Below are 25,988 nucleotides of genomic sequence, written 5' to 3'. Positions count from 1 at the left end.
CGTCCTGCCTGCACGCCGGGCTCGCGCCCGGCGGCACCTCATGCGCCCGTATGGGCGACGATGAAGTCCTTCACCTGCTGCGCGTCGGCCTTCACGACCTCGAAACGCTGCGGCAGCGCCTCGAGCCCGTCGAATGCGGCCGGCCGCTCGGCTTCGCGATCGAGCGCTTCGCGGATCGTCTCGCCGAACTTGATCGGCTGCGCCGTCTCGAGCACGACCATCGGCACGCCCGCGTCGAGATGCTCGCGCGCGACCTTCACGCCGTCGGCGGTGTGCGTATCGATCATCGTGTCGTAGCGCGAGAACACGTCGCGGATCGTCGCGATGCGGTCCGTATGGCTGCTGCGGCCCGACACGAAACCGAATTCGGCCACGCGCGAGAAATCGCCGCTCGCGGCCAGATCGAAGCCGCCCTTCTCCTCGACGTCGCGGAACAGCTGCATCACGCGTGCCGGATCGCGGCCGAGCAGGTCGAACACGAAGCGCTCGAAGTTCGACGCCTTCGAGATGTCCATGCTCGGGCTGCTCGTGTGATACGTGTTCTCGGCACTGCGCACGCGATACGCACCGGTGCGGAAGAACTCGTCGAGCACGTCGTTCTCGTTGGTCGCGACCACGAGCTTCGCGATCGGCAGCCCCATCATCCGCGCGATGTGGCCCGCGCACACGTTGCCGAAGTTGCCCGACGGCACCGTGAACGACACGCGCTCGTCGTTGGACTGCGTCGCCGCGAAATAGCCCTTGAAGTAGTACACGACCTGCGCGACGACGCGCGCCCAGTTGATCGAGTTGACCGTGCCGATCTTCTGCTGCGCCTTGAACGCGTGATCGTTCGACACCGCCTTCACGATGTCCTGGCAGTCGTCGAACACGCCTTCGACCGCGAGGTTGAAGATGTTCGGATCCTGCAGGCTGAACATCTGGGCCGTCTGGAAGGCGCTCATCTTCTTGTGCGGCGACAGCATGAACACGCGCACGCCGGCCTTGCCGCGCATCGCGTACTCGGCCGCGCTGCCCGTGTCGCCCGACGTCGCGCCGAGAATGTTCAGCGCTTCGCCGTGCTTCGCGAGCGTGTACTCGAACAGGTTGCCGAGCAGCTGCATCGCCATGTCCTTGAACGCGAGCGTCGGGCCGTTCGACAGTTCGAGCAGCGACAGCGTCGCGCCGTGCTCGGTGCCGAGCGTCTTCAGCGGCGTGATGTCGGACGCATTCTCGCCATGGCGCGTGTTGCTGTACACGGCCGCCGTGTACGTGCGGCGCGTGATCGCACGCAGGTCGTCGGCCGGCACGTCGTCGCAGAACTTCGACAGGATCTCGAACGCGAGATCCGCGTACGACAGCGCGCGCCAGCGCGCGAGCTCGTCGGCGGAAACCTGCGGGTACTCGGACGGCAGGTAGAGCCCGCCGTCCTTCGCGAGACCGCCGAGCAGGATGTCGGAGAACGTATGGCGCTCGCCGATGCCGGCGCCGCGCGTGGAGATGTAGTTCATGTCGTTCCTGGTCCTCAGTTCAGCGCTTCCATGCGCAGCTTCGTCACCTTCGAGACGACCGTCGCGAGGCTTTCGATCTGCGCGATCGCCGCATTGACGTGCTTCTCGATCGTTTCGTGCGTGATCAGGATGATGTCGGTTTCGCCGTTGGCGTCGTCGACCTGTTCCGATTCCTTCTGCAGCAGCGCGTCGATCGAGATGCCCGCCGCCGCGAGGATGCGCGTGATATCGGCGAGCACGCCCGTCTGGTCCGCCACGCGCAGGCGCAGGTAGTAGCCGCTCGTCACTTCGTCGATCGGCAGGATCGGCGTGTTCGACAGGCTGTCCGGCTGGAACGCGAGGTGCGGCACGCGATGCTCGGGGTCGGCCGTGTGCAGGCGCGTGACGTCGACGAGATCCGCGACGACCGCCGATGCGGTCGGTTCCGCGCCCGCGCCCTTGCCGTAGTACAGCGTCGTGCCGACCGCGTCGCCGTGCACGACGACCGCGTTCATCGCGCCCTCGACGTTCGCGAGCAGGCGCTTCTCGGGGATCAGCGTCGGGTGCACGCGCAGCTCGATGCCGTGTTCGGCGCGGCGCGCGATGCCGAGTAGCTTGATCCGGTAGCCGAGCTCTTCCGCGTAGCGGATGTCGGTCGCGTCGAGCTTGCTGATGCCTTCGACGTACGCGCGGTCGAACTGGACCGGCACGCCGAACGCGATCGCGCTCATGATCGTCGCCTTGTGCGCGGCGTCGACGCCTTCGATGTCGAAGGTCGGGTCGGCTTCCGCGTAGCCGAGCTCCTGCGCGGCCTTCAGCGCGGTCGCGAAGTCGAGGCCGCGGTCGCGCATTTCCGACAGGATGTAGTTCGTCGTGCCGTTGATGATGCCCGCGATGTACTGGATGCGGTTCGCGGTCAGGCCTTCGCGCAGCGCCTTGATGATCGGGATGCCGCCGGCGACGGCCGCTTCGAACGCGACCATCACGCCCTTCGCGCGCGCGGCCTCGAAGATCTCGGTGCCGTGCACCGCGAGCAGCGCCTTGTTCGCCGTCACGACGTGCTTGCCGTTCGCGATCGCGCGCAGCACGAGCTCGCGTGCGATGCCCGTGCCGCCGATCATCTCGGCGATGATCGCGATCGACGGATCGTCGACGACCGCGTTGAAGTCGTCGGTGATCTGCGCGACGGCGGCGTCACCGCCGAGCGCAGCCTGCGCCTTGGCCGGGTTGCGCACTGCAATGCGCGCCACCTCGATGCCGCGCCCTGCGCGTCGCTTGATTTCTTCCTGGTTGCGGCGCAGCACCGTGAAGGTGCCGCTACCGACGGTGCCGAAGCCCAACAAGCCAACTTTGATCGGTTCCATGCTGCGTGTGATCGATGATTGAGATTAGAAAATGAGGGAATGCCGTGTAATCCTGTCCGCTCAGGCCGAATGGCGCTTGCGGTAGCCGTCGAGGAAGCGTGCGATCCGGTTGATCGAATCGGTCAGGTCGTCGAGGTTCGGCAGGAACACCACGCGGAAGTGATCCGGCGCCGCCCAGTTGAAACCCGTGCCCTGCACGAGCAGCACGCGCTCCTCGAGCAACAGGTCGAGGATGAACTGCTGGTCGTTCTGGATCGGGTAGAGCTTCGGATCGAGGCGCGGGAACATGTACAGCGCGGCCTGCGGCTTCACGCAGGTCACGCCGGGAATCGACGTGAGCATGTCGTACGCGAGTTCGCGCTGCTTGTACAGGCGCCCGCTCGGCACGATCAGCTCGTTGATGCTCTGGTAGCCGCCGAGCGCCGTCTGGATCGCGAACTGCCCCGGCACGTTCGCGCACAGCCGCATCGACGACAGGATCCCGAGCCCTTCGAGGTAGTCCTTCGCGTGCCGGCGGTTGTCGCCGCCGAGGCCCGACACGGCCATCCAGCCCGCGCGATAGCCGCACGAGCGATAGCTCTTCGACAGGCTGTTGAACGTGACCGTGATCACGTCCTCCGACAGCGAACCCAGCGCCGTGTGCTCGAGCCCGTCGTAGACGATCTTGTCGTAGACCTCGTCGGCGAACACGATCAGCCCGTGCTGGCGCGCGATCTCGAGCAGCTCGAGCAGCAATTCGTCGGAATAAAGCGCGCCGGTCGGGTTGTTCGGGTTGATCACGACGATCGCCTTGGTGTTCGGCGTGATCTTGCGGCGGATGTCGTCGGGGTCGGGCATCCACGCGTTCTGCTCGTCGCACACGTAATGTACGGGCGTGCCCCCGGACAGGCTCACGGCGGCCGTCCACAGCGGGTAGTCGGGCGCCGGCAGCAGCACTTCGTCGCCGTCGTTCAGCAGCGCCTGGGTCGCCATCACGATCAGCTCGGACGCGCCGTTGCCGATGTAGATGTCGTCCAGACCGACGCCGACGACGCCCTTTTCCTGCGTGTAGTGCATCACGGCCTTGCGGGCCGAGAACACGCCTTTCGAATCCGAATAGCCGGACGATGCCGGCAGGTTGCGGATCATGTCCTGGATGATCTCGTCCGGCGCGTCGAAACCGAACGGCGCGAGGTTGCCGATGTTCAGCTTGATGATGCGGTGGCCTTCTTCCTCGAGGCGCTTCGCGTGCTCGAGCACCGGGCCACGGATGTCGTAGCACACGTTGAGCAGCTTGTTCGACTTCTGAATCGGTTTCACGACGACACGGTTCCTGGGTTGGCCTCGCGGCCGGGGGGACGGGATCAAAACTGGAGAGCGGCCGGTCTGTGCGCGCTGTCTAGACTGGGGAAAAAGCGGGCGGTCGGACGCGGCTTGTGGCGACGCTCGACGCAAGTGGCGCCCGGGGGCAACCAAAAAGTTATAATTTAGCGGATTTTGGCCGACTTTCGCAATGCACCATAGCCGCTCCGGGCCCGCGCCGTCAGGCGCCCCGCACGTGCCGGCGCGCGAAATCGGCCGCCCGGGGCCGTGCGGCCCTTGCCAGACATTCCCCCTACGGAACGCGGAATAACGATTTGAAACTGCACCAGGACGCGAGCGGCGCGCTCAACACCGTCACCGGCTACGGCCCCGATTATGTCGACGTCAACCTCGAGCGTCACGAGGGCAGCGTCATCGTGCTGCCCGGCGCGCCGGTACGGCCATGGCCCGTGTCGTCGTTCGACGCGCTTACGCCCGAGCATTTCGCGATGCTGCTCGAGCCGGCGCCCGAACTCGTCATCTTCGGCAGCGGCGCACGGCTGCGCTTCCCGCATCCGCGCCTCGTGGCCGCGCTCACGGCCAAGCGGATCGGCGTCGAGACGATGGATTTCCAGGCCGCCTGCCGCACCTACAACATCCTGATGGCCGAGGGCCGCAAAGTCGCCGCCGCGCTCTTAATTGAACGTTAATCGCCGATGCAGTAAAACTCGGGCCGGCGCACCGATCGATCCCCGGATCGACACCCGGCAGGCCGCCCGCCGCCGGCGCAACGCGCCGGCGGCCCGTCACAACAACCAACAGGCTGAAAACCCATGAACGATACGCCGTCGAGGCTACCGCTCAATCGCATCACGCTCGTCCTCCTGCTCGTCGCGCTCGCGATCGTCTGGTTCGCGCCACTCGGGCTGCGCCACCTGATCCCGAGCGACGAAGGCCGCTACGCCGAGATGGCGCGCGAAATGTTCGTCACCGGCGACTGGATCACGCCGCGCTACAACGGCTACAAATACTTCGAGAAGCCGCCGCTGCAGACCTGGCTGAATGCGCTGACGTTCGCGTGGTTCGGCATCGGCGAATGGCAGGCGCGCCTCTACACGGGGCTCGCCAGCTTCGCCGGCGTGCTGCTGGTCGGCTTCACGGGCGCACGCCTGTTCAACCCGCTGTCCGGCTTCCTCGCGGCCGTCGTGCTCGCGTGCTCGCCGTACTGGAACCTGATGGGCCACTTCAACGCGCTCGACATGGGGCTCGCGTTCTGGATGGCGCTGTCGCTCTGCTCGCTGCTGCTCGCGCAGCGGCCCGGCCTGCGTGCTGGCGCCGTGCGCGGCTGGATGTGGGCGTGCTGGGCCGCGATGGCGTTCGCCGTGCTGTCCAAGGGGCTCGTCGGCCTGATCCTGCCGGGCGCCGTGCTGGTGCTCTATACGCTGATCGCGCGCGACTGGGCGCTGTGGAAGCGCCTGTATCTGGTGAGCGGCCTGGTGATCTTCTTCGCGATCGTCACGCCGTGGTTCGTGCTCGTCCAGCAACGCAACCCCGAATTCTTCAACTTCTTCTTCATCGTCCAGCAGTTCCGCCGGTATCTGACTCCGGAACAGAACCGCCCGGGCCCGTTCTACTACTTCGTGCCGGTGCTGCTGGTCGGCTTCCTGCCGTGGCTGTCGGTCGCGTGGCAGAGCCTGCGTCATGCGCTGCGCATGCCGCGCCAGCCCAACGGCTTCGCGCCGATGCTCGTGCTGCTGATCTGGAGCGCATTCATCTTCCTGTTCTTCAGCGCGTCGCATTCGAAGCTGATCTCGTACGTGCTGCCGGTCGCACCAGCGCTCGCACTGATGATCGGCGCGTACCTGCCGCTGATGAGCGCCGACCGGTTCCGCCGCCACCTGCTCGGCTACCTCGTGTTCCTCGTCGTGGCAGCGTTCGGGATCATCTTCCTGGCCTACCAGGGCGACGCCCGCACGCCGAACGCGCTGTATCGCGCGTTCCAGCTGTGGCTGTATGCGGGCCTCGCCGTCGCGGCCGTGCTGACGCTCGCCGCCGCGTGGCTGAACCGCCGCACGGGCGTCGCCGCCGCGATCACCGCGTTCGGCGCCGCATGGCTCGCGTTCGGCACGATCGGCGGCACCGGCCACGACGAGTTCGGCCGCTACAGCTCGGGCGCGCTGCTCGCGCCGACCGTGCGCGCGGAGCTGGCCAAACTGCCGGCCGACACGCCGTTCTACTCGGTCGACATGCTCGATCACACGTTCCCGTTCTATGTCGGCCACACCACGATCATGGTCCACCGCCAGGACGAACTCGCCTTCGGGATCTCGGTCGAGCCGAACAAATGGATCCCGACCGTCGACGAATGGATCACGCGCTGGAACCAGGAAACCCATGCGCTCGCGATCATGTCGCCGAACGAATACGACACGCTGGTCAAGCAAGGCGTACCGATGCGCGTGATCGCGCGCGACAACCGCCGCGTGATCGTCGAAAAACCGCAATCGTAAGGACCCGCACTGCATGAATCCCGTTTCGCTCATCTGTATCGTCACCGGCGTGATGCTCAACGCCTGTGCGCAACTTCTGCTGAAAGCCGGCGTCAACGCTGTCGGGCACTTTGAATTCACGCCGTCGAACATCGTCCCGGTCGGGCTGAAGATCGCGACCCAGCTGCCGATCATCGGCGGCCTCGGCTGCTACGTGCTGAGCGTCGTCGTGTGGATTCTCGGGCTGTCGCGGGTCGACGTGTCGATCGCGTACCCGATGCTGTCGCTCGGCTACGTGGTCAACGCGTTCGCGGCCTGGTACCTGTTCGGCGAGGTGATGTCGGTCCAGCGGCTGATCGGCATCGGCATCATCCTGATCGGCGTGGTCGTGCTCGCGCGCAGTTGAGCGGCCCCGGCGGGCCCGGCGTACATTAAGCGTCCGCCTACAAAAAATCACGGTGCGAATCCGCCAACCGGTGTTTAATGCCGGTTTCGGGCCGGATCGCCCGACCCCTTTATTACACGCCATTACGAGCCAAAGCGTTCATGAGCCAGACTACCGCTCCGTTTCTGCCGTTCACCCGCCCCGAGATTGATGAGGAAACCATCCAGGGCGTCGTCGAAGTGCTGCGCTCGGGCTGGATCACCACCGGCCCGCAGAGCCAGAAATTCGAAGCCGCGCTGTCCGAGTATTGCGGCGGCCGGCCGGTCCGTGCGTTCAATTCGGGCACCTGCACGCTCGAGATCGGGCTGCGCATCGCGGGCGTCGGCGCCGGCGACGAGGTGATCACGACGCCGGCATCGTGGGTCTCGACCAGCAACGTGATCCTCGAGACGGGCGCGACGCCCGTGTTCGCCGACATCGACCCGATCACGCGCAACATCGACCTCGACAAGCTCGAGCAGGCGATCACGCCGCGCACCAAGGCGATCATTCCCGTGTATCTGGCCGGCCTGCCGGTCGACATGGATCGCCTGTACGCGATCGCACGCGCGCACAACCTGCGCGTGATCGAGGACGCCGCGCAGGCGCTCGGCTCGACGTGGAACGGCAAGCGCATCGGCGCGATCGGCGATATCGTGTCGTTCAGCTTCCACGCGAACAAGAACCTGACGACGATCGAAGGCGGCGCGCTCGTGCTGAACAACGAGGACGAGGCGACGCTCGCGCAGAAGTACCGGCTGCAGGGCATCACGCGCACCGGCTTCGACGGAATGGACTGCGACGTGCTCGGCGGCAAGTACAACCTGACCGACGTCGCCGCGCGCGTCGGCCTCGGCCAGTTGCCGCACCTCGAGCGTTTCACCGCGCAGCGCCGTGCGCTCGTACGCGCGTATTTCGCCGCGCTCGACGGCGGCCCGGCCGTGAAGCTCGGGCTCGGCCTGCCCGTCGCCGATTTCGAGAACAGCAACTGGCACATGTTCCAGGTCACGCTGCCGCTCGACCGGCTGTCGATCTCGCGCGCCGATTTCATGGCGCAGATGAAGGAACGCGGCATCGGCACGGGCGTGCACTACCCGGCGATCCACCTGTTCACGCTGTATCGTGCGCGCGGCTTTGCCGAGGGCATGTTCCCTCACGCCGAACGTTACGGCGCGTCGACCGTCACGCTGCCGCTCTTCACGCAGATGACCGAAGACGACGTGCGTCGCGTAGCCGACGCCATCAACCAGATTTTCGAACAATACGGAAAATAAGCGTACATGAGTCACCTTGAAGCACGCGCCGGGCATCCGGGCGCCGCGAATCCGGAAGTATCGATCATCATCCCCGTGTACAACGAGGAAGATGGCCTGGCCGCGCTGTTCGCGCGGCTGTACCCGGCACTCGACGCACTCGGCACGTCGTACGAAGTGATCCTGATCAACGACGGCAGCCGCGACCGCTCGGCCGCCATGCTCGCCGACCAGTTCCACGTGCGCCCCGACACGACCCGCGTCGTGTTGCTCAACGGCAACTACGGCCAGCACATGGCGATCCTCGCCGGCTTCGCGCAGTCGCGTGGCGAGATCGTCATCACGCTCGACGCCGACCTGCAGAACCCGCCCGAGGAAATCGGCAAGCTGATCGCGAAGATGCGCGAGGGCTACGACTACGTCGGCTCGATCCGCAAGCAGCGTCAGGACAGCCTGTGGCGACGCAAGGCGTCGCTGGTGATGAACCGGCTGCGCGAGCGCATCACGCGGATCAAGATGACCGACCAGGGCTGCATGCTGCGCGCGTACAGCCGCCGCATCATCGACACGATCAACGTGTGCGGCGAAGTCAACACGTTCATCCCGGCGCTCGCGTACACGTTCGCACAGAACCCTACCGAAATCGAGGTCGCGCACGAGGAGCGTTTCGCGGGCCAGTCGAAGTATTCGCTGTACAGCCTGATCCGGCTGAACTTCGACCTCGTGACCGGCTTTTCCGTCGTGCCGCTGCAGTGGCTGTCGTTCATCGGCGTGATCCTGTCGCTCGGCTCGGCCGGGCTGTTCGTGCTGCTGCTCGTGCGTCGCTTCATCGTCGGCGCGGAAGTGCAAGGCGTGTTCACGCTGTTCGCGATCACGTTCTTCATGCTCGGCGTGATCGTGTTCGCGCTCGGCCTGCTCGGCGAATACGTCGGCCGCATCTACCAGCAGGTGCGCGCTCGGCCGCGCTACCTGATCCAGGCGGTGCTCGAACAGCACGAAGGCATGCCCGCAGTGCCAGGCGGCGCTCACCGCACGGGGACGACGCAATGAAGCCGCGCGCCGTCGTCTTCGCGTATCACAACGTCGGTGTGCGTTGCCTGCAGGTGCTGCTGGCGCGCGGCGTCGACGTCGCGCTCGTCGTCACGCACGAAGACAACCCGAACGAGAACATCTGGTTCGGCAGCGTCGCATCGGTTGCCGCCGAACACGGGATCCCGGTTCTCACGCCGGCCGACCCCGCCGATCCGGCGCTGCGCCGCGCGGTATCCGACGTGCAGCCGGACTTCATCTTCTCGTTCTACTACCGCCACATGCTGCCGGTGGACCTGCTCGCGATCGCGCCACGCGGCGCGTACAACATGCACGGTTCGCTGCTGCCGAAATACCGGGGTCGGGTACCGACCAACTGGGCCGTGCTGAACGGCGAAACGGAAACCGGCGCGACGCTGCACGAGATGGCCGCGAAGCCGGACGCCGGCGCGATCATCGGCCAGACCGCGGTGCCGATCCTGCCGGACGATACGGCCACGCAGGTGTTCGACAAAGTCACGGTCGCCGCCGAGCAGACGCTCTGGCGCGTGCTGCCCGCGCTGCTCGCGGGCGAGGCGCCGCATCTGCCGAACGATCTGTCGACGGGCAGCTACTACGGCGGGCGCAAGCCGGAGGACGGCCGCATCGACTGGTCGAAGCCGGCCGCGCAGGTCTACAACCTGGTGCGCGCGGTCGCGCCCCCGTATCCGGGCGCGTTTGCCGACGTCGGCGGCACGCGCTTCGTGATCGCCCGCGCGCGCCTGGCGGCGCCCGGCAGCCCGGCTGCCGCGGCCGCGGCAGATTTGCCGCCCGGCCTGCACGTAAGCGATAATGCGCTATTCGGCGTCTGCGGCGACAGCCGCGCCCTATCCATTCTCGAGCTGTGGCAGCAACGCGACGGCAGCGAAACCGTCGTGACGCCCGCGGAATTCGCGCAGTTCATTCATTCTTCCCGTCATTCATGAAAGCAAAAAAAGTCCTGATCCTGGGTGTGAACGGCTTCATCGGCCATCACCTGTCGAAGCGCATTCTTGAAACCACCGATTGGGAAGTGTTCGGCATGGACATGCAGACCGATCGGCTGGGCGACCTCGTCAACCACGAGCGGATGCATTTCTTCGAAGGCGACATCACGATCAACAAGGAGTGGGTCGAGTATCACGTGAAGAAGTGCGACGTGATCCTGCCGCTCGTGGCGATCGCGACGCCCGCCACCTACGTCCAGCAGCCGCTGCGCGTGTTCGAGCTCGACTTCGAGGCGAACCTGCCGATCGTGCGTTCGGCCGTCAAGTACGGCAAGCACCTCGTGTTCCCGTCGACCTCCGAGGTCTACGGCATGTGCTCGGACGAGCAGTTCGACCCGGATGCATCGGCACTCACCTACGGCCCGATCAACAAGCCGCGCTGGATCTACGCGTGCTCGAAGCAGCTGATGGACCGCGTGATCTGGGGTTACGGGATGGAAGGCCTGAACTTCACGCTGTTCCGCCCGTTCAACTGGATCGGCCCGGGCCTCGACTCGATCTACACGCCGAAGGAAGGCAGCTCGCGTGTCGTCACGCAGTTCCTCGGCCACATCGTGCGCGGTGAAAACATCAGCCTCGTCGACGGCGGCTCGCAGAAGCGCGCGTTCACCGACATCGACGACGGTATCAGCGCGCTGATGAAGATCATCGACAACAAAGACGGCGTCGCGTCGGGCAAGATCTACAACATCGGGAATCCGAAGAACAACTTCTCGGTTCGCGAGCTCGCGCACAAGATGCTCGAACTGGCCGCCGAATTCCCGGAATACGCCGACTCCGCGAAGCAGGTTCAGCTCGTCGAAACGACGTCGGGCGCCTACTACGGCAACGGCTACCAGGACGTGCAGAACCGCGTGCCGAAGATCGACAACACGATGCAGGAACTCGCGTGGGCACCGCAGTCGACGTTCGACGAAGCACTGCGCAAGATCTTCGAAGCGTATCGCGGCCATGTCGGCGACGCGCGTGCGCTCGTCGAACAGCAGAACTGACGGGACGTTCGCTTGGCTCGTATCGTCCTCAAGATCGACGTCGACACGCTGCGCGGCACGCGCGAGGGCGTGCCGAACCTCGCGCGCATCTTCGACCGCTTCAACGCGCGCGCGACCTTCCTCTTCAGCCTCGGGCCCGATCACACGGGCTGGGCGCTGCGGCGCGTGTTCCGCCCCGGCTTTCTGAAGAAGGTATCGCGCACGTCGGTGGTCGAGCATTACGGCGTGAAGCAGCTGATGTACGGCGTGCTGCTGCCCGGCCCCGACATCGGCCGCCGCGCGATCGCCGACATGCGCGCGATCCACGAAGCCGGCTTCGAATGCGGGATCCATACGTGGGATCACGTGTACTGGCAGGACAACGTGCGCGTGCGCGATCGCGACTGGACCGCGCGTGAAATGCAGAAGAGCCACGCGCGCTTCGCCGAGGTCTTCGGCGCGCCGCCCGTCACGCACGGCGCGGCCGGCTGGCAGATGAACGACTCCGCCTTCGAGCAGATCGACGCGTGGGGGATGCGCTACGCATCCGACGGCCGCGGCCATTCGCCGTACCTGCCGGTGGTCGGCGGCCGCACGCTGTCGCATGTGCAGATGCCGACCACGCTGCCGACGCTCGACGAGGTGCTCGGCGTCGACGGCGTCGACACGCACAACGTCGCCGCGCACATCCTCCGGTTCACCGAAACCAATCCGCACGATCAGGTGTTCACGCTGCATGCGGAACTGGAAGGCCAGAAACTCGCACCGGTGTTCGAGCAGTTGCTCGCCGGCTGGCGTGCGCAAGGCCATACGTTTGCGACGATGGGCGACTACCACGCGACGCTGGACCGCGACTCGCTGCCATCGTACCCTGTCACGTGGGGCGAGATCCCCGGCCGCTCCGGCGAACTGATCGTCCAGCCCGACTGAGTTCGCGCGCGAGCCGGCGCCGCCCTCCGCTCTCGCGGCGTGCCGCCGCGACGCGCTGCCGAACCGCGCCGCCGCGGCGGCGCCTTTCCATAACAACAGGAGAAACACGTGTCCGTCGAAGTTGACCGTCAAGTTCCCGATTTCACCGCACCAGCGACGGGCGGCGACATTTCGCTGTCCGACCTGAAGGGCAAGAAGCTCGTTCTGTATTTCTATCCGAAAGACAACACGCCGGGCTGCACCACCGAAGGCCTGCAGTTCCGCGATCTCTATCCGAAGTTCAAGAAGGCCGGCGCCGAAGTGATCGGCGTGTCGCGCGACAGCCTGCGCTCGCATGACAATTTCAAGGCCAAGCTCGAACTGCCGTTCCCGCTGATTTCGGACGCCGACGAAGCGCTGTGCGCGCTGTTCGATGTCATCAAAATGAAGAAAATGTATGGCAAGGAAGTGCGCGGAATCGAGCGTTCGACCTTCCTGATCGATGCCGACGGCGTGCTTCGCCAGGCATGGCGCGGCATCAAGGTGCCGGGTCACGTGGACGACGTGCTAAGTGCTGTACAAGCGCTTTGAGCCGCGTTATATTGGGCCGCAATGAATGCCAGTTCGCCCCATATTTCTCGTAGCTGCGCCGGTGCCCGTTGCGATGCTTGCCGGCACCTGACGCGCATCACGACGGTATCAGCCGAGCCGCATGTCCCGGTCCACGGGGCAGCGGCTTTTTTTATGGATTGGGTGCCGGCTCTCGGTCCGGTGCTCACCCCGTCAAGGAGTTGACCGACACTTAGGCGAACCGGCTAGACGAAATTCCTGTGCGCCACCGCGCGCAAACTGCATGCGTCTACGTCACGCAGGATGCGATCAGCGGCGCACTTCATGCGACACGATTCCTCCCGAGGGACACCATGCCTTTGCCTACTCCCCCCAGCAAGCTCGGCAGCCTTCTGCCGCCCGACGAATACAAGGCGAAAGCGCGGCCCACGAAAGCCGCGAAGAAATCCGCCGAAGGGGACGCATCCACAGCCGGTGACTATGGTCCGGCGAGCGTGGCCCAACCGATGACCGAAGCCGCGAATACGACCGCGCCGTTGCGCGCCGTCGCGCCGTCGGCGCAGGACACCGCGAGCACACCCGCACGCGGCCGCAAGACCAGACAAACCGCCGCCCTGCTGCAACCGATGCCGCAGCCGGTCGAACCTGCTGCACCCGCGGCCCCCGCAATGCCAGTCGTCGCACGCAACGACAAGCCGGCCGCCGGCAAACCGGCCGCCGCACCCGCGCGCGATGCCGGCACCGCGCCGAAGTCGCGCAGCCGCAAGCCCGCCGAAGTCGAACAGCAGAAGCTGTTCGTGCTCGACACCAACGTGCTGATGCACGACCCGAGCAGCCTCTTCCGCTTCGAGGAACACGACGTCTATCTGCCGATGATGACGCTCGAGGAACTCGACAATCACAAGAAGGGGATGTCCGAAGTCGCGCGCAACGCCCGCCAGGTCAGCCGTACGCTCGACGCGCTGGTAGCCGACGGCGGCCCGATCTCGGCCGGCATTCCGCTGGCACGCCTCGGCAGCCGCGAGGCGCTCGGCCGCCTGTACTTCCAGACCAAGCTGGCCGACATCGCGCCGGTCGAAGGCCTGCCCGAAGGCAAGGCCGACAACCAGATCCTCGGTGTCGTGCGCGCGCTGCAGCGCGACCGGCCGGATCGCCAGGTCGTGCTGGTGTCGAAAGACATCAACATGCGGATCAAGGCGCATGCGCTCGGCCTGCCGGCGGAAGACTACTTCAACGACCAGGTACTCGAGGACAAGGATCTCCTCTATAACGGCGTGCGCGAATTGCCGCAGGACTTCTGGACCAAGCACGCGAAGGGGATGGAGAGCTGGCAGGACACGAAGACGGGCACCACGTACTACCGCGTGACGGGCCCGCTCGTCGCGTCGATGCTCGTCAACGAGTTCGTCTATCTCGAGCCGCAGAACGGCGAGCCGACGTTCCACGCGATCGTGCGCGAGTTGAACGGCAAGACGGCGCTGCTGCAGACGCTGCGCGACTACAGCCATCACAAGAACAATGTGTGGGGCATTACCGCGCGCAACCGCGAGCAGAATTTCGCGCTGAACCTGCTGATGAACCCCGAGATCGACTTCGTCACGCTGCTCGGCCAGGCCGGTACCGGCAAGACGCTCGTCGCGCTCGCGGCCGGCCTCGCGCAGGTGCTCGACGACAAGCGCTACAACGAGATCATCGTGACGCGTGCGACCGTGCCCGTCGGCGAGGACATCGGTTTCCTGCCCGGCACCGAGGAAGAGAAGATGCAGCCGTGGATGGGTGCATTCGACGACAACCTCGAAGTGCTGCAGAAGACCGACGATGCAGCCGGCGAATGGGGCCGCGCGGCCACGCAGGAACTGATCCGTTCGCGCCTGAAGGTCAAGAGCATGAACTTCATGCGCGGGCGCACGTTCGTCGACAAGTACCTGATCATCGACGAAGCGCAGAACCTGACGCCGAAGCAGATGAAGACGCTCGTGACGCGCGCGGGCCCCGGCACGAAGATCGTGTGCCTCGGCAACATCGCGCAGATCGACACGCCTTACCTGACCGAAGGCAGCTCGGGCCTGACCTACGTCGTCGACCGCTTCAAGGGCTGGGGCCACAGCGGCCACGTGACCCTCGCGCGCGGCGAACGCTCGCGCCTGGCCGACTACGCGTCGGACATCCTGTAACGCGACCCGCCGGCCGGCTGTCGACGCCTCACGGCGCTCCATTCCCGGAGCGCCGTTTTTATTTTGGGGTCTGAAACGTTGGTCACGCTTCGTTACCGAACAGCGTCACTTACACACGAAACTTCAAGTAAATTCTCAGGAATGGTTGCTTAAGCCCCGCCGGTGCGTCTACCATCGGGTCTGTCTGTTGTCATACGATTCGCGAGCGCGTCGCGCTCGTCCGCCTTGTCATGCTTCGAATCTGCGTTCCCGTCGCCGTCGTTTCACTGCTTGCGGCCTGCTCCAGCGTGCCGCCGCAGTCGGCTTCGCGCACGTCGGGCATGAAGATCACGACGCCGCGCGCGTTCCCTGCCCCCGCCAATTTCCCAAAATTCGTCGACCACAGCGTCGGCCAGGAAGAAATCTCGATTCAGGCCATGAGCCTCGTCGGCGTGCCGTATCGCTGGGGCGGCAACACGCCGACGAGCGGCTTCGACTGCAGCGGGCTCGTGCGCTACGTGCTCGGTCGCGCGGCCGACGTAAACCTGCCCCGCACGACCGCCGACATGAGCAGCCGCGGCATGTCGATCGATCCCGACCAGGTCGCGCCGGGCGACCTGATCTTCTTCAATACGACCGGACGGCCGCATTCGCACGTCGGGATCTACGTCGGCAAGCTGCGCTTCGTCAATGCGCCGTCGACCGGCGGCACCGTGCGGCTCGACTACCTCACGAACCCGTACTGGGCGAAACGCTTCGACGGCATTCGCCGCGTCGCGCCGCCGCGTGCGACGCCGGCACCGTTCGATGCGCCGACCTACGAGGCACGGCGCGATGCGCCGGTGGCCACCCCGGCTCCCGCCCCGGTCGTAACGGCCGCCGCGCCGCGACAGCCGGCCTATGCCGCGCCGCAGGCCGGTGCGACGCCGCCTGCCCCGATCATGCCGGCCGCACCCGTCGTGGCTGCCGCTGTGGCTGCTCCGGCCGCTGCGGCAGCCGATCCGTACGAGCCGCCGCCGCCGCGCATGCAGGCCGCTCAGCAACAGGCAACCGCGACGAATGGCGACATGAACGCCATGACGGCCGATGCCGCGCCCGCCAGCCCGGCCGAAACCGGCTCACAAATTCCGACGACGGCGCTGACGGCCGCACAGGCTGCCGCGTTCGATGCCGAACCGCCCTCCGCAGCCGCCGCACCGTCGCCGCGCAGTACCGAGCCCGTCCAGGTGCTGCGCGCCGCCACGCAATCCGCGCCCGCCAGCGCGCGTACCGGCACGGCCGACGATCCGATCGCCCGCTTCGCGAACGGCAGTTACTAGCCCGCCGCTTACTCCCTGCGCGTCCCCACCCTGCATCGGCCAGTCGCCGTTGCGGACCCCCAAAAGAAAATGCGCCGCAGCCTTTCGGCTTGCGGCGCATTTCATGTCGATCCGGCCGTGCCGGAATCAGGGAGTCAGAAGATCTGGTGTCCGAGCCACCATCCGCCGGCCGCGAACAGTGCGGCCGCCGGCAGCGTCAGCACCCACGCCCACACGATATTGCCGGCTACGCCCCAGCGCACGGCCGACAGCTTCTGCGTTGCGCCGACACCGACGATCGCACCGGTAATCGTGTGCGTGGTCGACACCGGAATGCCGAGGAACGACGCGATGAACAGCGTGATCGCCCCGCCGCTTTCGGCACAGAAACCGCCGACCGGCTTGAGCTTCGTGATCTTCTGGCCCATCGTGCGCACGATGCGCCAGCCACCGAACAGCGTGCCGAGACCCATCGACAGGTAGCACGCACCGATCACCCAGGCAGGCGGCGCATCGGCCGTCGCGGACGCATAGCCCGACGCGATCAGCAGCATCCAGATGATCCCGATGGTCTTCTGTGCGTCGTTGCCGCCGTGACCCAGGCTGTACAGGCCGGCCGACAGCAGCTGCAACCGGCGGAAACGCCGGTCGACCTTGCTTGGCGCGGTACGGAAGTACAGCCACGACACGCCGAGCATGAACAGCGAACCGAGGATGAAACCGAGCAGCGGCGAAATGAAGATGAACGCGATCGTCTTCAGCAGCCCGTCGATATTCAGCGAGCTCCAGCCCGACTTCGCGAGCGCCGCGCCGACGAGACCACCGATCAGCGCGTGCGACGAGCTCGACGGAATCCCGTAGTACCAGGTGATCACGTTCCAGCCGATCGCACCGACCAGCGCGCCGAACACGACGTAGTGGTCGACGATCTCGGGATCGATCGTGCCTTTGCCGACGGTCTGCGCGACTTTAAGGTGGAAGATGAAATACGCGATGACGTTGAACGCCGCCGCGAACACGACGGCCTGCTGGGGCTTCAGCACCCCGGTCGACACGACGGTGGCGATCGAGTTCGCCGCGTCGTGGAAGCCGTTCATGAAGTCGAATACGAGCGCGACGAGCACCAGCGTCGCGACCATCCATAGGGCGAGTTGTATCGAATGCATCGTGGTCCGCTCAGGCGTTTTCCAGCACGATGCCTTCGATGATGTTCGCGACGTCCTCGCACTTGTCGGTGATCTCTTCGAGCAGCTCGTAGATCGCCTTCAGCTTGATGAGCGTCTTCACGTCGTCTTCCTCGCGGAACAGCTTCGACATCGCCGCGCGCAGCACGCGATCGGCCTCCGACTCCCAGCGGTCGATCTCCTCGCATTGCTTGAGGATCTGTGCCGACTGCTTCATGTCGGACAGCAACCCGACAGCCTGCTGCACGTGTTGCGCCGACTGCGTGACGATGTGCGCGAGCTGGCTCGCCTCGGACGTGACGGATCGCACGTCGTACAGCGACACGGCCGTCGCGACGTCTTCCATCAGGTCGAGGATGTCGTCCATCGTCGTGATCAGCTTGTGGATCTCGTCGCGATCGAGCGGCGTGATGAAGGTCTTGTGCAGCAGATCGATCGCTTCATGCGTCAGCCTGTCTGCGGCCTTCTCGGCGGTCTGCACGTTTTGCTTGTGAATCTCGGCGTCAGCGAGATTGTCGATCAGCAGTTCGAGCTCGCGGCCACCGGAAACGATGTGCTTCGCGTGCGCGTTGAAGAGTTCAAAGAACTTGCCCTCGGTGGGCATGAATCGACCGAACATGGGATTCCTGAGAGATTGTCAAACGACTGTCACGAAAACGGGCGACATTGTACCGTTTCCGGTCGCGACGCGACGCGCGCATCTGCGCGCGCCGGGATGGGATACAACGCTGGCAAAATAAGGGTTTACATCCGGCGTTACTCGCCGTAGAAGTTCTGCGCCCCCGCAAAGTTATCGAACTTCGTGTATTGCCCCAGGAACGTGAGTCGAACAGGCCCGATCGGGCCGTTACGCTGCTTGCCGATGATGATCTCGGCCGTCCCCTTGTCCGGGCTGTCGGGATTGTAAACCTCGTCACGATAAATGAACAGGATCACGTCCGCATCCTGTTCGATTGCGCCAGATTCGCGCAAGTCGGACATCACCGGTCGCTTGTTCGGACGCTGTTCCAGCCCTCGGTTCAGCTGCGACAGCGCGATCACCGGCACGTCCAGTTCCTTCGCCAGGCTCTTCAGCGATCGCGAAATTTCCGAGATTTCGGTCGCGCGGTTCTCGCCCTGCGACGAACCCGACATCAGCTGCAGGTAGTCGACGATGATCAGGCCGAGCTTGCCGCACTGACGCGCCAGACGCCGCGCACGCGAGCGCAATTCCATCGGGTTCAGGCCGCCCGTCTCGTCGATGAAGATCTGCGCCTCGCTCATCTTCTGCACGGCATGGGTCAGCTTCGGCCAATCCTCGTCCGTCAGGCGACCGGTACGCATCCGGTGCTGGTCGAGCCGGCCGATCGAGCCGAGCATACGCATCACGAGCTGGGTGCCCGGCATTTCCATCGAGAACACCGCCACCGGCAGCCCGTACTCGACCGCGACGTATTCGCCGACGTTCATCGAGAACGCTGTCTTACCCATCGACGGACGCCCTGCGACGATGATCAGTTCGCCGCCGTGCATCCCGGACGTCATCCGGTCGAGGTCGACGAAGCCCGTCGGGGTACCCGTGACATCGCTCGGGTTCGCCGTGTGATACAGCGTGTCGATGCGCTCGACCACCTGCGTGAGCAGCGGACCGATTTCGAGGAAGCCCTGGTTGCCGCGCGCGCCGTCTTCGGCGATCGAGAACACCTTCGACTCGGCCTCGTCCAGCAGCTGGCGCACTTCCTTGCCCTGCGGATTGAACGCATCGGCCGAGATTTCATCGGCGACCGACACGAGCCGGCGCAGCACCGCGCGATCGCGCACGATCTCCGCATAGCGGCGGATGTTCGCAGCGCTCGGCGTGTTCTGTGCGAGTGCGTTCAGATAGGCGAGCCCGCCGACGTCGTCGGCCTTGCCGGACGTCGTCAGCGCTTCGTACACGGTCACGACGTCGGCCGGGCGCGTCGACGCGATCAACCGGCCGATGTGCTCGTAGATGATCCGGTGATCGTAGCGATAGAAGTCGCCCTGCGACAGGAAGTCGGCAATCCGGTCCCAGGCCGCGTTGTCGAGCAACAGGCCGCCGAGCACCGACTGCTCGGCTTCGACCGAATGCGGCGGGACTTTCAGCGATTCGATTTGAGGATCTTGCGGCGCGTTCATGGGTTGGGATTATCGCGAATTACACAGGACGACGCCATACCGGCCGCCAGCGATGCGGCAATAAAAAAGGCAGGCCCCGGTTGCCCGGGCGCCTGCCCTTGTCCGGACGGCGGAAGCCGCCCGGCAAGCTTGCGTACGCTTACGCGTGGTCGCCGATCACGTTGATCGTGACGTCGACGACGACGTCCGTGTGCAGCGCGACTTGAACGACGTGCTCGCCGATCATCTTCAGCGGGCCTTCCGGCAGACGAACTTGCAGCTTCTCGACTTCGAAACCTGCCTTCTTCAGCAGTTCCGCGATGTCGCCGTTCGTGACCGAGCCGAACAGACGGCCGTCAACGCCCGACTTCTGCGTGATTTCGAACGACTGGCCGTTCAGCTTCTCGCCGACTGCCTGCGATGCTGCCAGCTTTTCAGCGGCGATCTTTTCGAGTTCAGCGCGGCGAACTTCGAATTCAGCGATCGCTTCCTTCGTTGCACGGCGAGCCTTGCGGTTCGGGATCAGGAAGTTGCGAGCGTAACCGTCCTTGACCTTGACGATATCGCCGAGGTTGCCCAGATTGGCGACTTTTTCCAACAGAATGATTTGCATTCGAATTCTCCTTATTGCGTCGCCTGATTACGCCTTGTGCTGATCGGTGTACGGCAGCAGCGCGAGGAAACGCGCACGCTTGATTGCCGTGTCCAGCTGACGCTGATAGTGCGCCTTCGTACCCGTCAGACGAGCCGGCGTGATCTTGCCGTTTTCGCCGATGAAGTCCTTCAGCGTTTCCGTGTCCTTGTAGTCGATCTGCTCGACGCCGGCGGCCGTGAAACGGCAGAACTTCTTGCGCTTGAAGAGCGGGTTTTGTTGCTGACGACGCTTGTCGAATTTCTTACCAGTCGGGCGGGGCATGATTTCAGTCCTTTCCAATGTCCTGCAATGCTGTGATGTGAAACACCAAGGTTCTCGCGTTGCGGCTTTTCTTTGCCAGGAAGCCCGTGAACAGCGTTTCGACGCCCATTTCACGACTTTCCAGCTTGCCGCTCGCCTCACCGGCCGCCACCGCCTCGATCGTCATTTCGACCTGACGGGGAATGCCTGCTTCGACGACTTCCGTGCGGTGATGCAACGTGGCGCTTGCGATCGGAACACCTGCCGGCGTATATCGCACCGGTGCGCGTTCAACGACGCTCGCCGTCAATTGCAACCTGTTCACGTGAGTGCCGCGCTCCTTGATGGCTTAATAAGTGACGAACTTAAGCCTGCGCTTCGGTCGGCTGAGCTGCAGCCGCCTTCTTGGCTTCTTCGCGCTGAACTTCCTTCATCATCGGCGACGGGCCGGTTTCGGCCTTCTTCATCTTGACGATGAGGTGGCGCAGCACGGCGTCGTTGAACTTGAACGCGTGTTCGAGTTCGTCGAGCGTCGTCTGGTCGCACTCGATGTTCATGCAGACGTAGTGAGCCTTCGCGAGTTTCTCGATCATGTAGGCCAGTTGGCGACGGCCCCAGTCTTCGACACGGTGGATCTGGCCGCCGTGCGTCGTGATCGTGGTCTTGTAACGCTCGATCATCGCGGGCACTTGCTCGCTTTGATCCGGGTGCACGATGAATACGATTTCGTAATGACGCATTACACACTCCTTGTGGATTAAAGCCACCCGGGCGTCTGTACCGGTGTGGCAAGTGAGAAGCCGAAGATTCTAACGCGGATATGGGGCGCGCGCAACACCGATCGACGCTTTCCGACCGGATTCGGCCATGTTTTCAAAGACTTGAACGGGCAACGGAGCGCCACGGCAGCCCGTGCACCCGCAAAAAAGCGGGGATGGAACATCACGCGCGCAATTCGAGGCCGGCCGCCAACCCCTGCCGTTACTCGCTGCGCGCCCCGCCCAGCCGCGCGTCGAGCGCCGTCCGGAACGCCGTCAGCGCCGACGGCTCGGCGTCGGTCACCGCCCACCACGTCATCCCCGCCGCGTCCCAGCGATCGAGCGCATAGCCCTGCGACACGGTCGCGTACGGTGCGGATGCCGGCCCAACGCTGGCCGGCCGCACATAGACGTCGATCACGTGCTGCCGGTAACGGTAGACGAGCACCGCGACGCGGCGCCGCCCGACGTAGTCGAGCCGCCCGCCCGCAAGCGGAAACCCGCTCGCCGACAGGTCCTCGACCGGCGGCGCATAGTCGAGCCGGCCGTTGAACCATGGCTTGACGGTATGCCGGTCGGTCGAGATCACGTCGATGTCGCGCGTCGACAATCCGGCACGCACATGGCTCGCGACCAGTTCGTCGACCGTCCGGTCCGTTTGCGCATGCCGCGCGGACAGCGCCATCCCGCCGGCAGCCGCGAGCGCGACCAGCAGTGCCACGCCCCAGCCGAGCCCGGGTAGCGCGGCGACGCGCGGCCCCGTGCCGGCAGCCGCCGGTCGTGCCGGCCGCGCCGATTCTCCGCGTCCGTCCGGCCAGGCGAACCAGCGCCGCCCGCTCGGCCGGGGCCGCCGCGCAGCGTCGGGCTCCGGCTCAGTACCGGACGGCCCGCGCACCGCCGCGTCGCCCGCTGCCGGCAGCGCGGCGAGAATGCTCGCCCGCAGCGTATTCGGCGCCCGGTGATAGTCGGCCTGCCGCACGGCGCGCCCCAACGCGACGATCCGTTCGCGTTCGCGGCGGCACGCGTCGCAACCGTCGACGTGCCGCTGGACGCGCAACGCATCGGGTGCCGACAGCTCGCGGTCGACATCCGCGTCCAGCAACGCTCGCGCTTCGTTACAGTCCATCGCTCGCCTCCGCTGCGGTTCCGCCCGTCGACGCCCGCGCCGGCTTGCTCGCGCACGCCGGCGATCGCTCGTCGCCCAGCACTGCGGCCAGCCGGCGCCGACCGCGCGAGAGGCGCGACATCACGGTGCCGACCGGCACGTCCGCGATCGCCGCGATCTCGCGGTAGCTCAAATCCTCCATCTCACGCAGCACGAGCACCTCGCGGTATTCCGGCGGCAGCTGCGCGAGCGCCGCATTCACGCGCCGTGCATTTTCGCCGCGCAGCAGCTCGGCGAGCGGATCCTCGGTCGCCGGTTGCCAGTCGTCGGGAACATCGGTGTCGTCGAGCGTGTCGGGCAGCGCGACCTTGTGTGCGTGGGTCCGGCGGCGCCACTCGGTGTACCAGGTGTGGCGCACGATCGTCAGCAGCCACGGCCGCGCGTTGTCGCCGCGGCACCCGTCGACGAAGCGCAGCGCGCGCATGCACGCGTCCTGGACCACGTCGTCGGCGTCGCCCGCATTGCCGCTCAGCCAGCGCGCCAGGTTGTACGCGGCGTCAAGATGAGGCAGCACGAGCGCGCGAAACCGCTCGGCGCGCGCCAGCGCATCGTCCGCCCGCTCATCGACCGCCTGTCCGACTTGCCCCACATGGCCTCCCTGGTCCCCGCGGCCGACGCCGCGCCCGCTCCCGCACGACGCCCGGACGGGCCGGCCGCGTGCGCGCTTGATGACCTTACCGCCGTCGCATCGAGTTTATTCCCGCGAAAAGCCGATGAAGCGTAAAAAAGCCGGCGTTGCCGCAGCCGTTACGGCGTGGTGCTCCAGTAACCGGGGCGCGCGTAGGCATCGCGCAGGTAGTCGATGAAGTAGCGCACGCGCGCGGGCACGTAGCGCTGCTGCGGGTAGACCGCGAGGATGTCGTAGTCCGGCAGCGCGTATTCGTCGAGCACCGTCTCGAGTTCGCCCGTTTCGAGCTGCGCGGCGATTTCCCAGGTCGAACGCCAGCCGAGCCCGAGGCTTTCGACCACCCAGCGGTGCAGCAGCTCGCCGTCGTTGCAGTCGAGATTGCCGGCCACGCGCATCGTCGCGATCTTGCCGTGACGCTGGAAATACCAGCCGCGGTTCTGGCCGCCCTGCAGGTTGAAGGCGAGACAGTTGTGCTTGAGCAGGTCGTCGAGCGACTTCGGCCTGCCGTGCTTGCGGAAATACTCGGGCGTGCCGCACACGACGCGCCGGTTCGACGCAAGCTTCACCGCGACGAAGTTCGGATCGACCGAGCCGCCGATCCGGATCGACAGGTCGTAGCCCTCGCGCACGAGATCGACGACGCGATCGGTCAGGTTGAACGACAGCTGCATCTCGGGCTTGTCGACCAGGAACCCGGGCGCGTGCGGCGCGACGTGCTTTCGGCCGAACGCGGCCGGCGCCGACACGATCAGGTGCCCGCTGACCGCGCGGCGCCCGGCAGCCAGCTCGTTTTCGGCCTGGTCCCATTCGGACAGCAGCCCCCGGCAGCGCTCGAGAAACGCGGCGCCCTCCTCGCTGACCACCAGCCGCCGCGTCGAGCGGTACATCAGCTTCACGCCGAGGCGCTTCTCGAGCGCGTCGATGCGCCGCCCGAGCACCACCGGCGACACGCCTTCCTCGAGCGCGGCTGCCGCGAGGCTGCCCGCGTCCGCGACCCGCACGAACGTCTCGATCTGCTTGAAGCGATCCATCTGCTGTCTCCATCCCGGTTCCGACGCCGGCGGGAAACCCCGTCCGCCCGTCATTCCATACTTTTAGTTTCGAAATAAGCGACTTCGGCTGATCTTATCAAACCTTTCCTGCAACCCTAAAGTGTCCCCAACAGACCGATTCGCAAGATTCCACCATTCAAGGAGACATTCATGGCCAAGATGAGAGCCGTCGACGCAGCCGTACTCGTGCTCGAGAAAGAAGGCATCCAGACTGCATTCGGCGTGCCGGGCGCAGCAATCAACCCGTTCTACTCCGCGATGCGCAAGTCGGGCGGCATCAGCCACGTGCTGGCTCGCCACGTCGAAGGCGCGTCGCACATGGCCGAAGGCTTCACGCGTGCCGCACCGGGCAACATCGGCGTGTGCATCGGCACGTCGGGCCCCGCCGGCACCGACATGATCACCGGTCTCTACTCCGCGTCGGCCGACTCGATTCCGATCCTCGCAATCACGGGCCAGGCGCCGCGTGCCCGCCTGTACAAGGAAGACTTCCAGGCCGTCGACATCGAGTCGATCGCGAAGCCCGTCACGAAGTGGGCCGTCACCGTGCGCGAGCCGGCACTCGTGCCGCGCGTGTTCCAGCAAGCCTTCCACCTGATGCGCTCGGGCCGTCCGGGCCCGGTGCTGGTCGATCTGCCGATCGACGTGCAGCTCGCCGAAATCGAATTCGACATCGACACGTATGAACCGCTGCCGGTCTACAAGCCCGCGGCCACCCGCGCGCAGGTCGAGAAGGCGCTCGCGATGCTCAACGACGCGGACAAGCCGCTGATCGTGTCGGGCGGCGGCGTGCTCAACGCAGCAGCCGAAGACCTGCTCGTGCAGTTCGCCGAAACGATCGGCGTGCCGGTGATCCCGACGCTGATGTCGTGGGGCGCGATTCCGGACGACCACCCGCTGATGGCCGGCATGGTCGGCCTGCAGACGTCGCACCGCTACGGCAACGCAACGATGCTCGCGTCCGACTTCGTGCTCGGCATCGGCAACCGCTGGGCGAACCGTCACACGGGCAGCGTCGAGGTCTACACGAAGGGCCGCAAGTTCGTGCACGTCGACATCGAGCCGACGCAAATCGGCCGCGTGTTTGGCCCGGATCTCGGCATCGTGTCCGACGCGAAGGCAGCACTCGAGCTGTTCGTCGCCGTCGCACAGGAATGGAAGGCCGCCGGCAAGCTGAAGGACCGCAGCGCATGGGTCTCGGAATGCCAGGAGCGCAAGCGCACGCTGCAGCGCAAGACCCACTTCGACAACGTGCCGGTCAAGCCGCAGCGCGTGTACGAAGAGATGAACAAGGTGTTCGGCCGCGATACCTGCTACGTCAGCACGATCGGCCTGTCGCAGATCGCCGCCGCACAGTTCCTGCACGTGTTCAAGGCCCGCAACTGGATCAACTGCGGCCAGGCCGGCCCGCTCGGCTGGACGATCCCCGCCGCGCTCGGCGTGCGCGCGGCTGATCCGCGCCGTCCGATCGTCGCGCTGTCCGGCGACTACGACTTCCAGTTCATGATCGAAGAGCTCGCTGCCGGCGCGCAATTCAAGCTGCCGTACGTGCATGTCGTCGTGAACAACTCGTACCTCGGGCTGATCCGCCAGGCACAGCGTGCGTTCGACATGGACTACTGCGTGCAGCTCGCATTCGACAACGTGAACGCGCCGGAGCTGAACGGCTATGGCGTCGACCACGTGGCGGTTGCCGAAGGCCTCGGCTGCAAGGCGCTGCGCGTGTTCAAGCCGGAAGAGATCGAGCCGGCGCTGCGTCAGGCGCAAACGCTCGCGGAAGAGTTCAGCGTGCCGGTGGTCGTCGAAGTGATCCTCGAGCGCGTGACGAACATTTCGATGGGCACCGAGATCGATGCGATCAACGAATTCGAAGAGCTCGCCGAAAAGGCCGAGCACGCGCCGACCGCGATCTCGATGCTCGACTGATCCGCACGCCATTTTTTGACTGACCGA

25 protein-coding genes and 1 pseudogene are annotated in these 25,988 nt (G+C 65.5%); 12 read left to right on the top strand and 14 right to left on the bottom strand.

Annotated features, from left to right (window positions below):
* Window positions 1-38: 38 nt before the first annotated feature.
* Genes thrC through BX604_RS35370 form a run of 3 tightly spaced genes read right to left on the bottom strand, consistent with a single transcriptional unit; the run spans window position 39 to window position 4,132 of the window.
* Window positions 39-1,490 carry a threonine synthase gene (gene thrC / locus BX604_RS35380; RefSeq protein ID WP_098556181.1) on the bottom strand — a complete coding sequence of 484 codons (1,452 nt, stop codon included), beginning with the start codon at window positions 1,488-1,490 and terminating at the stop codon, window positions 39-41.
* Window positions 1,491-1,504: 14 nt separating this feature from the next.
* On the bottom strand, window positions 1,505-2,833 hold the full coding sequence (locus tag BX604_RS35375) for a homoserine dehydrogenase (protein WP_098556179.1): 1,329 nt from the start codon (window positions 2,831-2,833) through the stop codon (window positions 1,505-1,507).
* A gap of 60 nt (window positions 2,834-2,893) precedes the next feature.
* Window positions 2,894-4,132, bottom strand: coding sequence for a pyridoxal phosphate-dependent aminotransferase (locus BX604_RS35370; protein ID WP_098556176.1), 1,239 nt, complete (start codon window positions 4,130-4,132; stop codon window positions 2,894-2,896).
* 317 nt (window positions 4,133-4,449) lie between these two features.
* Between BX604_RS35370 and BX604_RS35365 the strand changes: the two genes are divergently transcribed.
* The 9 genes from BX604_RS35365 to BX604_RS35325 all read left to right on the top strand — a co-directional run bounded on the left by BX604_RS35365 (window position 4,450) and on the right by BX604_RS35325 (window position 12,805).
* Window positions 4,450-4,824, top strand: a complete 375-nt coding sequence (locus BX604_RS35365; protein WP_098556173.1) for an Mth938-like domain-containing protein — start codon at window positions 4,450-4,452, stop codon at window positions 4,822-4,824.
* Between the two features lie 123 nt (window positions 4,825-4,947).
* The gene (locus BX604_RS35360) at window positions 4,948-6,624 is read left to right on the top strand and encodes a glycosyltransferase family 39 protein (RefSeq protein ID WP_098556170.1); all 1,677 of its coding nucleotides are present in this window, start codon (window positions 4,948-4,950) and stop codon (window positions 6,622-6,624) included.
* Between the two features lie 13 nt (window positions 6,625-6,637).
* A complete protein-coding gene (locus BX604_RS35355; RefSeq protein WP_096503033.1) occupies window positions 6,638-7,009 on the top strand; it encodes an EamA family transporter in 372 nt (123 codons plus the stop codon).
* Window positions 7,010-7,149: 140 nt separating this feature from the next.
* Window positions 7,150-8,301, top strand: a complete 1,152-nt coding sequence (locus BX604_RS35350) for a DegT/DnrJ/EryC1/StrS family aminotransferase (protein WP_098556167.1) — start codon at window positions 7,150-7,152, stop codon at window positions 8,299-8,301.
* Between the two features lie 6 nt (window positions 8,302-8,307).
* Window positions 8,308-9,330: a glycosyltransferase gene (locus BX604_RS35345; RefSeq protein WP_098556164.1), complete on the top strand. Its 1,023-nt coding sequence runs from the start codon at window positions 8,308-8,310 to the stop codon at window positions 9,328-9,330.
* A complete protein-coding gene (locus tag BX604_RS35340; protein ID WP_098556161.1) occupies window positions 9,327-10,274 on the top strand; it encodes a formyltransferase in 948 nt (315 codons plus the stop codon). The genes BX604_RS35345 and BX604_RS35340 overlap by 4 nt, the downstream gene beginning before the upstream one ends.
* The gene (locus BX604_RS35335) at window positions 10,271-11,326 is read left to right on the top strand and encodes a bifunctional UDP-4-keto-pentose/UDP-xylose synthase (RefSeq protein ID WP_098556158.1); all 1,056 of its coding nucleotides are present in this window, start codon (window positions 10,271-10,273) and stop codon (window positions 11,324-11,326) included. Before BX604_RS35340 ends, BX604_RS35335 begins: the two co-directional genes overlap by 4 nt.
* Window positions 11,327-11,338: 12 nt before the next feature.
* Window positions 11,339-12,235 carry a polysaccharide deacetylase family protein gene (locus BX604_RS35330; protein WP_098556155.1) on the top strand — a complete coding sequence of 299 codons (897 nt, stop codon included), beginning with the start codon at window positions 11,339-11,341 and terminating at the stop codon, window positions 12,233-12,235.
* A 108-nt stretch (window positions 12,236-12,343) separates the two neighbouring features.
* Window positions 12,344-12,805 carry a peroxiredoxin gene (locus BX604_RS35325; protein WP_006756046.1) on the top strand — a complete coding sequence of 154 codons (462 nt, stop codon included), beginning with the start codon at window positions 12,344-12,346 and terminating at the stop codon, window positions 12,803-12,805.
* Window positions 12,806-12,997: 192 nt separating this feature from the next.
* On the opposite strand, the pseudogene BX604_RS39970 reads toward BX604_RS35325, so the two are convergent.
* Window positions 12,998-13,242, bottom strand: a pseudogene (locus BX604_RS39970) (hypothetical protein); the annotation flags it as partial.
* Here BX604_RS39970 and BX604_RS35315 point away from each other — a divergent pair.
* Both BX604_RS35315 and BX604_RS35310 read left to right on the top strand, forming a co-directional pair.
* Window positions 13,138-14,958 (top strand): PhoH family protein, encoded by a 1,821-nt coding sequence (locus BX604_RS35315; RefSeq protein ID WP_098556153.1) that lies wholly within the window; start codon window positions 13,138-13,140, stop codon window positions 14,956-14,958. The pseudogene BX604_RS39970 and the gene BX604_RS35315 overlap by 105 nt on opposite strands.
* A 230-nt stretch (window positions 14,959-15,188) precedes the next feature.
* On the top strand, window positions 15,189-16,256 hold the full coding sequence (locus BX604_RS35310; protein ID WP_098556150.1) for a C40 family peptidase: 1,068 nt from the start codon (window positions 15,189-15,191) through the stop codon (window positions 16,254-16,256).
* 134 nt (window positions 16,257-16,390) lie between these two features.
* Here the strand turns inward: BX604_RS35310 and BX604_RS35305 are convergent, their stop codons facing one another.
* The 10 genes from BX604_RS35305 to BX604_RS35260 all read right to left on the bottom strand — a co-directional run bounded on the left by BX604_RS35305 (window position 16,391) and on the right by BX604_RS35260 (window position 24,014).
* Entirely contained in the window at window positions 16,391-17,401 is a 1,011-nt protein-coding gene (locus BX604_RS35305; RefSeq protein ID WP_096503049.1) for an inorganic phosphate transporter, read from the bottom strand.
* Window positions 17,402-17,411: 10 nt separating this feature from the next.
* On the bottom strand, window positions 17,412-18,038 hold the full coding sequence (locus BX604_RS35300) for a DUF47 domain-containing protein (protein ID WP_098556148.1): 627 nt from the start codon (window positions 18,036-18,038) through the stop codon (window positions 17,412-17,414).
* 137 nt (window positions 18,039-18,175) lie between these two features.
* On the bottom strand, window positions 18,176-19,558 hold the full coding sequence (locus tag BX604_RS35295; protein WP_098556146.1) for a replicative DNA helicase: 1,383 nt from the start codon (window positions 19,556-19,558) through the stop codon (window positions 18,176-18,178).
* A gap of 139 nt (window positions 19,559-19,697) precedes the next feature.
* On the bottom strand, window positions 19,698-20,150 hold the full coding sequence (gene rplI / locus BX604_RS35290) for a 50S ribosomal protein L9 (RefSeq protein ID WP_098556143.1): 453 nt from the start codon (window positions 20,148-20,150) through the stop codon (window positions 19,698-19,700).
* A gap of 27 nt (window positions 20,151-20,177) precedes the next feature.
* Entirely contained in the window at window positions 20,178-20,453 is a 276-nt protein-coding gene (rpsR, locus tag BX604_RS35285; protein WP_006486248.1) for a 30S ribosomal protein S18, read from the bottom strand.
* A gap of 4 nt (window positions 20,454-20,457) precedes the next feature.
* The gene (gene priB, locus BX604_RS35280) at window positions 20,458-20,757 is read right to left on the bottom strand and encodes a primosomal replication protein N (protein ID WP_006486250.1); all 300 of its coding nucleotides are present in this window, start codon (window positions 20,755-20,757) and stop codon (window positions 20,458-20,460) included.
* 40 nt (window positions 20,758-20,797) lie between these two features.
* A complete protein-coding gene (gene rpsF, locus BX604_RS35275; RefSeq protein ID WP_006755436.1) occupies window positions 20,798-21,172 on the bottom strand; it encodes a 30S ribosomal protein S6 in 375 nt (124 codons plus the stop codon).
* A gap of 241 nt (window positions 21,173-21,413) precedes the next feature.
* Window positions 21,414-22,316, bottom strand: coding sequence for an anti-sigma factor family protein (locus tag BX604_RS35270; protein WP_098556141.1), 903 nt, complete (start codon window positions 22,314-22,316; stop codon window positions 21,414-21,416).
* Window positions 22,306-22,944: an RNA polymerase sigma factor gene (locus BX604_RS35265; RefSeq protein WP_098556138.1), complete on the bottom strand. Its 639-nt coding sequence runs from the start codon at window positions 22,942-22,944 to the stop codon at window positions 22,306-22,308. The genes BX604_RS35270 and BX604_RS35265 overlap by 11 nt, the downstream gene beginning before the upstream one ends.
* A 158-nt stretch (window positions 22,945-23,102) precedes the next feature.
* The gene (locus BX604_RS35260; protein ID WP_098556135.1) at window positions 23,103-24,014 is read right to left on the bottom strand and encodes a LysR family transcriptional regulator; all 912 of its coding nucleotides are present in this window, start codon (window positions 24,012-24,014) and stop codon (window positions 23,103-23,105) included.
* A gap of 171 nt (window positions 24,015-24,185) precedes the next feature.
* Between BX604_RS35260 and gcl the strand changes: the two genes are divergently transcribed.
* Window positions 24,186-25,961 (top strand): glyoxylate carboligase, encoded by a 1,776-nt coding sequence (gene gcl / locus BX604_RS35255; RefSeq protein WP_098556132.1) that lies wholly within the window; start codon window positions 24,186-24,188, stop codon window positions 25,959-25,961.
* Window positions 25,962-25,988: the final 27 nt, after the last annotated feature.

This window comes from Burkholderia sp. JKS000303, from assembly GCF_002563755.1.
Classification (GTDB): Bacteria; Pseudomonadota; Gammaproteobacteria; order Burkholderiales; family Burkholderiaceae; genus Burkholderia; species Burkholderia anthina_B.
Note: the sequence above shows the minus strand (reverse complement) of the source record. Positions and strands in the feature narration are given on the sequence as shown.

Excerpts from the sequence above, each read along its gene's own strand:
- thrC (WP_098556181.1), bottom strand. The coding sequence starts at position 1,490 with ATGAACTACATCTCCACGCGCGGCGCCGGCATCGGCGAGCGCCATACG.
- BX604_RS35375 (WP_098556179.1), bottom strand. The coding sequence starts at position 2,833 with ATGGAACCGATCAAAGTTGGCTTGTTGGGCTTCGGCACCGTCGGTAGC.
- BX604_RS35360 (WP_098556170.1), top strand. The coding sequence starts at position 4,948 with ATGAACGATACGCCGTCGAGGCTACCGCTCAATCGCATCACGCTCGTC.
- BX604_RS35355 (WP_096503033.1), top strand. The coding sequence starts at position 6,638 with ATGAATCCCGTTTCGCTCATCTGTATCGTCACCGGCGTGATGCTCAAC.
- BX604_RS35350 (WP_098556167.1), top strand. The coding sequence starts at position 7,150 with ATGAGCCAGACTACCGCTCCGTTTCTGCCGTTCACCCGCCCCGAGATT.
- BX604_RS35345 (WP_098556164.1), top strand. The coding sequence starts at position 8,308 with ATGAGTCACCTTGAAGCACGCGCCGGGCATCCGGGCGCCGCGAATCCG.
- BX604_RS35340 (WP_098556161.1), top strand. The coding sequence starts at position 9,327 with ATGAAGCCGCGCGCCGTCGTCTTCGCGTATCACAACGTCGGTGTGCGT.
- BX604_RS35335 (WP_098556158.1), top strand. The coding sequence starts at position 10,271 with ATGAAAGCAAAAAAAGTCCTGATCCTGGGTGTGAACGGCTTCATCGGC.
- BX604_RS35315 (WP_098556153.1), top strand. The coding sequence starts at position 13,138 with ATGCCTTTGCCTACTCCCCCCAGCAAGCTCGGCAGCCTTCTGCCGCCC.
- BX604_RS35310 (WP_098556150.1), top strand. The coding sequence starts at position 15,189 with ATGCTTCGAATCTGCGTTCCCGTCGCCGTCGTTTCACTGCTTGCGGCC.
- BX604_RS35305 (WP_096503049.1), bottom strand. The coding sequence starts at position 17,401 with ATGCATTCGATACAACTCGCCCTATGGATGGTCGCGACGCTGGTGCTC.
- BX604_RS35300 (WP_098556148.1), bottom strand. The coding sequence starts at position 18,038 with ATGTTCGGTCGATTCATGCCCACCGAGGGCAAGTTCTTTGAACTCTTC.
- BX604_RS35295 (WP_098556146.1), bottom strand. The coding sequence starts at position 19,558 with ATGAACGCGCCGCAAGATCCTCAAATCGAATCGCTGAAAGTCCCGCCG.
- rplI (WP_098556143.1), bottom strand. The coding sequence starts at position 20,150 with ATGCAAATCATTCTGTTGGAAAAAGTCGCCAATCTGGGCAACCTCGGC.
- rpsR (WP_006486248.1), bottom strand. The coding sequence starts at position 20,453 with ATGCCCCGCCCGACTGGTAAGAAATTCGACAAGCGTCGTCAGCAACAA.
- rpsF (WP_006755436.1), bottom strand. The coding sequence starts at position 21,172 with ATGCGTCATTACGAAATCGTATTCATCGTGCACCCGGATCAAAGCGAG.
- BX604_RS35270 (WP_098556141.1), bottom strand. The coding sequence starts at position 22,316 with ATGGACTGTAACGAAGCGCGAGCGTTGCTGGACGCGGATGTCGACCGC.
- BX604_RS35260 (WP_098556135.1), bottom strand. The coding sequence starts at position 24,014 with ATGGATCGCTTCAAGCAGATCGAGACGTTCGTGCGGGTCGCGGACGCG.
- gcl (WP_098556132.1), top strand. The coding sequence starts at position 24,186 with ATGGCCAAGATGAGAGCCGTCGACGCAGCCGTACTCGTGCTCGAGAAA.